At 59.9% G+C, this 5911-nt stretch carries 3 protein-coding genes; 1 reads left to right on the forward strand and 2 read right to left on the reverse strand.

Annotation, left to right across the window (positions count from 1 at the left end):
- Positions 1-73: 73 nt before the first annotated feature.
- A complete protein-coding gene (locus QRD42_RS08045) occupies positions 74-2725 on the reverse strand; it encodes a glycoside hydrolase family 38 C-terminal domain-containing protein (RefSeq protein WP_321988581.1) in 2652 nt (883 codons plus the stop codon).
- A gap of 13 nt (positions 2726-2738) precedes the next feature.
- Positions 2739-4694, reverse strand: coding sequence for a fructose-specific PTS transporter subunit EIIC (locus tag QRD42_RS08050; protein ID WP_321988582.1), 1956 nt, complete (start codon positions 4692-4694; stop codon positions 2739-2741).
- Positions 4695-4907: 213 nt separating this feature from the next.
- Here QRD42_RS08050 and QRD42_RS08055 point away from each other — a divergent pair.
- A partial coding sequence (locus tag QRD42_RS08055) for a LacI family DNA-binding transcriptional regulator (RefSeq protein ID WP_321988583.1) occupies positions 4908-5911 on the forward strand: 1004 nt, incomplete at its 3' end.

Below are 5911 nucleotides of genomic sequence, written 5' to 3' on the forward strand. Positions count from 1 at the left end.
TTCCAGCCCGCCCACGCCTGATGGTCATAGCCGTGCACGCGCACTTCAGGGTACTTCTCATAGGACGAGCCAGTCATTGTAGTTCTCCTGTGACAATCGCCAGCGTCAGGTAATCGCCAGGGGCGATTAGCGCGTCACCCCGCAGTGGCGTGCGCCGGGCTTCGTTTAATGACAATTGATAAATCCGGCTGCCCGGCGGGACGGTCAGCGGACAGATTTCCGGCTGCGGCGTGGGGTTAAACAGCCGCACCAGGGTTTCACCGTCGCGCGCGCCGGGGCGGCACATGCTGAGGAACAGGCGCGGATTGCCGCAGGCAATGAGCTGTGACTCTGGCGGCAGGCCGTGCGGCGCAATCGGCAGGGTAAAGCGCTCCAGACGCTCCTCAAAGGAATTGAGTTTTTGCACCTGGTAAGTGAGGTAGTGTTCGCGGTAATCCCGGCAGGCGCTGAACATCGCCGTCGCATCCTGCGGACCATCCAGCAACAGCGCGTAGTCGAATTCCATTTCCTGCAACATCTGCGCGTCCGGCGTTTCAACGACTTTGTTATTGATGCCGGAGGCCCGGCCAGGCCGCCACAGGGTATCGTCTTTCCCGAGCAGGCCGACGCTGCGGAACAGCGTCAGCGCCAGGGTATCGCTCTCCGGCAGCACCTCGTACTCTTTGATGCCTTTGGTTATCACGCCGAAACAGTGTTGTGCATTTTGCAGATACACCACGTTTTCCAGCGTGTAGATGGGCATCGGTTTTTCCACAAAGCCCAGCTCGCGCCACTGTGCAACGTAAGGGTTCACCGTTTCGCGGCGAATAATACTGAAGCCCTGATCGGCAAAAGAATAGTTGGGCTGCGCCACCGGCGTTTTCAGGTGCACCCGCAAACGGTGCTCCGTGGCGGCGTTGATCAACTGATGATGCACGCGCACAAAACCTTCGCCGTCGCGCAGCTCAAGCGTAGTGGCGATAGCCATTTTTTGCCGGGCGATCCCTGCCTGGCGCTCCGCCATATTCGCGGTCAGGGTGAGGGCGGATCGCAGCGTCAGGCGCGACACCTGCGCGCTGCTTTCACAGGTCACAAAGTGGAATTCCCGGCAGGTAAGCGGCTGCTCGTCTGCCAGCGGCGCGAAGTCGAACTCGTCGCCATCATCACCGCAATCCACAAAGGTTAAGAAATCTTCCACGCGCTGGCCGGTCTGTTTGTTCTCCAGCGTCAGCACGCCGGAGGCGAGGCTGATACGGTAGCGGGCATTTTCAATCACCAGCAGGTCGCGCCGCACCAGCCGGGCGCAGGATTGCTGCTCCTCCACCCGTAACGTCTGATAGCCGAGGCCCGGCAGCGACGGCGGGCGAAAGAGGATCTCGCTACGGTAATAGTCGGCTACCGGCTCGAGTTTTTCGCCCGCGGCGGTGACTATCACTACCTGGCCGCCGGAGAGTTTTTCCTGTTGCAGCAGGGTGCTCTCCACCGCCACGCCGTTCTGCGTCAGGATAAAATCGGGTTGTTGGGTAAAGATCACCGCGCGGACAAGCTGGGACAGCGGGCTGATGTCACAGTTGAATACCACCAGCAGACGTTCATCCGCCAGCTGGCGGGCGATCTGATAGCTGATTTTCTTTTTCAGCACGTTAAGCAGGCTCAGCGCCGAGCGCTCGACGCTGATCAGCCGGTTTTTAATGTTCTGATTCACCGCATCGGCGTTGGTGGCCTCAATGCCATTATGCGCATGGGCGGCGAACAGCGTTTTCCACATGCTGTCGATAACCGGCTGCGGGTAGGTCACGCCGAGGTGCGAGGCAACCGCCATCAGCGGCTCCAGTTGATCGAGCAGCAGATGCTCCGTCTGCCAGGTCTGGCGTTTGATGTCGTAGCGCGTGGAGTGGCAGGTGCGGTGGATACGCGATTTCTGACAGGCCACCAGCTCGCCGTCAATGACGTTGCTGAAGGGCGCGTCTGCCCAGGCGTCACGCAGATAACTTTCGTAATCGGTCATATGAAAGTGATAGGGCGTGTCCAGTTCATTCAGCGCCTTCACCGTCTGTGGAAACTGCGCGTTCGCCAGCACCTGATCGCCACCGGCAGGCAGCAGCAGTTTGTCGGTGCTGCGGTTAAGAGCGGTTAAACGGTCGAGGATCGGCAGCAGCCGGTGCTCCACATAATCCGCCTCGGTGGATAAAAATTTCCCCGGCCCGTAGCCGAAATACAGACAACAGGCAGGCAGCGTTTTTTGATTCGGCGCGCGCCACAGGAAATTCAGATCGCCCTTAAGCTGGTCGGTATAAACGCCGCGCTGCAACACCGCATAGTCGATACCCAGATCGCCGAAGATCGCCGGTAAATAGGCATGCTGGCCAAAAATATCCGGCAGATAGCCGATGTTCATACTGTGACCAAAGCGCTGCGCCGTGGCGATGCCGTACTGCAAATTGCGGATCAGGGATTCGGTGCGGATCAGCAGGGAATCACACTGCGTATACCAGGGGCCGACGAACAGCCGCCGCTGGCTGATGAGCGCCTCCAGCCGCGGGGCGTTTTCCGGGCGCACCTGTAAATATTCGTCCAGCACCACCGCCAGCCCGTCAAAGGTGAAGGAGGGGAATGTTGGATCGCGCTCCAGCAGGTCGATCAGATAATCCATATTCTCTGTCAGCAGAATATGGGAGTCCTCGCAGGTGAAATACCACTCCGCATCCCAGTGGCAGTGCGCCACCACATAAACCTCTTTTTTCATCGTTTTCTCTCTGCTATGCAATGTGCATTTTGCCGGCGCGGATCAGCGCGTAGCGCACGAAGACATTGGTCAGGGCGATAAAGCTAATGCCCGCCGCCATGCCGCACAGGTAGGCGGGCAGGTTCTGCACCAGCGGCCAGCCCCAGATGGCGGGCAGCGGATACCACTGCACCGATCCCAGGGTGATGGCCGTCAGCGCGCCGATCACCGCGCCGGTGATATTGATGGAGATGGTGATCAGCGGATTTTTCAGCATGAAGGGGATCGCCCCTTCGCCGATGGCAAGAAAACCCAGGATCAGCGAGGTGGTACCGGTGATGCGCTGGTTTTCATCAAAGACGCGCTGGCGGACGATCATGCGGTCGATCAGCGTCGCCAGCCCGATGCCGATGGGCGGGATCACGATCCCCAGCACGCGGGCGGTAAGGGGATAGATATGATCGGCGGCAAGGCCGATGGCGATCGCCCCGGCGGATTTGTTGACCGGCCCGCCGAGATCAAAGGCGGTAAGGGAGGCGATGAGCGCCGCCAGCATCAATGTGCTGCCGCTGCCGTGCGCCACGATCATCTGCTGCAACCACTGATTGATGCCGCCGAATACCGGATCGACAAAGCTGTAGTTGATAAAGAAAATCGCCAGCGCAGAGAGGCCGGGCACGATCAGCATGGGCTTCATCGCCTGCAAATGTTTGTGCAGACGGATATGGGTATTCAGATAATCAGCAAGGAAACCGGCGAGCATGCCGAGGATCAGCGCGCCGAGAAAACCCGACGGAATGCCGCCGCTCACCGACCAGAAGGTGTAATGCAGGCCACCGGCGAAGGCACCGCCGATAAAGCCCGGCACCAGACCGGGGCGGTCGGCAATGCTGTAGGCCATGTAGGCGGCGAATACCGGATACATAAACTTCATGATCATGTTGCCGTACTGCGTCAGGAAATGGCAGAGCACCAGCGCGGTACTATCGCTCTTTGCATAGCTGGCGTTGCCGATATCCGTCACCCCGAGCAGGCTGGCGGTCAACTGGCCGACGCCGATCATCAGCCCTGCGGCGACGATCACCGGGATCATGTACGAGATACCGCTGGATACCCCCTGATAGAGCCGGGCGAGAAAGGATTTCTCCCGCGTGCGCGACTCGCTGTTGTCGCCGTCAACGCTGACAATGCCGTCCGGCTGGCGCAGCAGGCGATCGATCAGGCCGTCCGCGTCTTTCAGCGGTTCTGACACTGAAGTGGCGATATAGGGCTTGCCGTTAAAACGCGCTTTGCCTTTTGGCGGCAGGGTGGCGGCGAAAATCACCCCGGCGGCAGCGGCAATTTGCGCGTCGGTAACTTCATCTTCGGTGCCGTTGGCCCCCTGTTTTTCGCTCCATACCTGAATGCCCCGCGCCGCGCCCGCTTTTTCCAGTGCTTCCGCCGCCATATAGGTATGCGCGATGCCCGCCGGGCAGGAGGTGATAACAATCAGGCTTTGGCCGCCGGCAGTCACCGGCGTGCTGGCGCGTGAAGTGTTGGTGTCATCCAGCAGCGTAAGAAAATCCTCCACCGTCGCCGCCGCTTTCAGCGCCGCCACCCGCTGCTCATCCATCAGCGACAGGCTGAGGGTGGAGAGCAAGCGCAGATGTCCGGCGTCATCGCCGAAGGGCACCGCCAGCAAAAAGATCAGCTCCACCTGATCTTCACCGTCCATAGTGGGCCAGTCGCGCACCGGCTGCGTAACGCGCGCCACCGCAAAGGCGGGGCGGGCGACCACGGCAGATTTACCATGGGGAATGGCGATGCCCTGTTCAAAGCCGGTTTCCGACAGCTTCTCCCGCTGCCAGACCGCCTCCAGAAACGCCGCTTTATCGCTGACTTTGCCTTCGTCATACAGGCGCTGGCAAAGCTGATCCAGAATGGTCGCACGATCGCGCCACGGCTGATCCAGCAGGATCAGGCGTTCAGATGTGATGCTGCGTAGTGACATAACCCCTCCCCATAAATGACATCCGTGCCTGCTGCGCGGGTGGTTTTTAATCAGGTTAATCGATTAACTTTAAAAATGAAGGCTGGTTAACGCGATTAACCCGGCAGAATCCACATTAAGGCACCGGTTACCGCCAGGAATGTGAGGACTATCACCGGACAAAAGCCTCTGCTATGGTTATTCGATTAACCTTCACAGGATGAGGAGCAGGCAATGGCGACGATCACGCTGGCGCAGGTGGCGGCAAGGGCAGGGGTATCAACGGCGACCGTCTCAATGGTGCTGCGTAACCGCGGGCGTATTTCCCCGTCCACGCGGGAGCGGGTGCTGAAAGCGCTGGATGAGTCCGGCTATGTCTATAACCAGACGGCGGCCAACCTGCGTAACCGCAGCAGTAATCAGGTCGGACTGCTGCTGCACGACATCACCAATCCCTTTTATGGCGAAATGACCGCAGGCTTAAGTCACGAAATGGAGCGCCACGATCTGCTGCTGTTTCTGGCGAACAGCGAGGAGTCCGGCGAGCGGCAGCAAAAATTTGTCGATTCCCTGATGCGCAATAACGCCTGCGGCATGGTGCTGTGCGCCGCGCGGGAAACGCCGTCGTCGTTCTTTGACGCCCTTAAGCGCCGTAACATTCCGGCGATCATGGTGGTGCGACCGGCAAGCGATCCGCAGTTTGATTTTGTCGGCACTGATAATTTTCTTGGCACGCAAATGGCGACCCGCCACCTGCTCAGCCTCGGGCACCGGCATATCGCCTTTATCGGCGGCAGCGCCAGCTCCGGCACCCGGGCGCAGCGCATCGGCGGTTTTACCAGTACGCTGCTTGCGAAGGGCATTTCGCCGGAACCGGCCTGGCTGGTGACCTCGCAGGCCAGCCAGAGCGATGGGGCGCGCGTCGCGCAGGCGCTGCTGACGCAGTACCCGCAGATCACCGCGGCGGTCTGCTATCAGGATATTGTGGCCCTCGGCGTGATGCAGGCGCTGCGAAAAATGGGCCGCGAAGTGGGGCGTGACTTTGCGCTGGTGGGCTTTGACGATATTACCGAAGCCGCGCTGGTGCAGCCTGCGCTCACCACCGTATCGGTGGCGGCAAAAGAGATTGGCCGTAAAGCCGGGGAGCTGCTGTACAGTCGCATTCAGGGCAATGATGAGCCTCCCCAGCGCATTATTTTACCGCCCGCGCTGGTGGTCAGGGAGTCCTGCGGCTTTCG

This window comes from Enterobacter sp. PGRG2, from assembly GCF_030291195.1.
Classification (GTDB): Bacteria; Pseudomonadota; Gammaproteobacteria; order Enterobacterales; family Enterobacteriaceae; genus Enterobacter_D.

Excerpts from the sequence above, each read along its gene's own strand:
- QRD42_RS08045 (WP_321988581.1), bottom strand. The coding sequence starts at position 2,725 with ATGAAAAAAGAGGTTTATGTGGTGGCGCACTGCCACTGGGATGCGGAG.
- QRD42_RS08050 (WP_321988582.1), bottom strand. The coding sequence starts at position 4,694 with ATGTCACTACGCAGCATCACATCTGAACGCCTGATCCTGCTGGATCAG.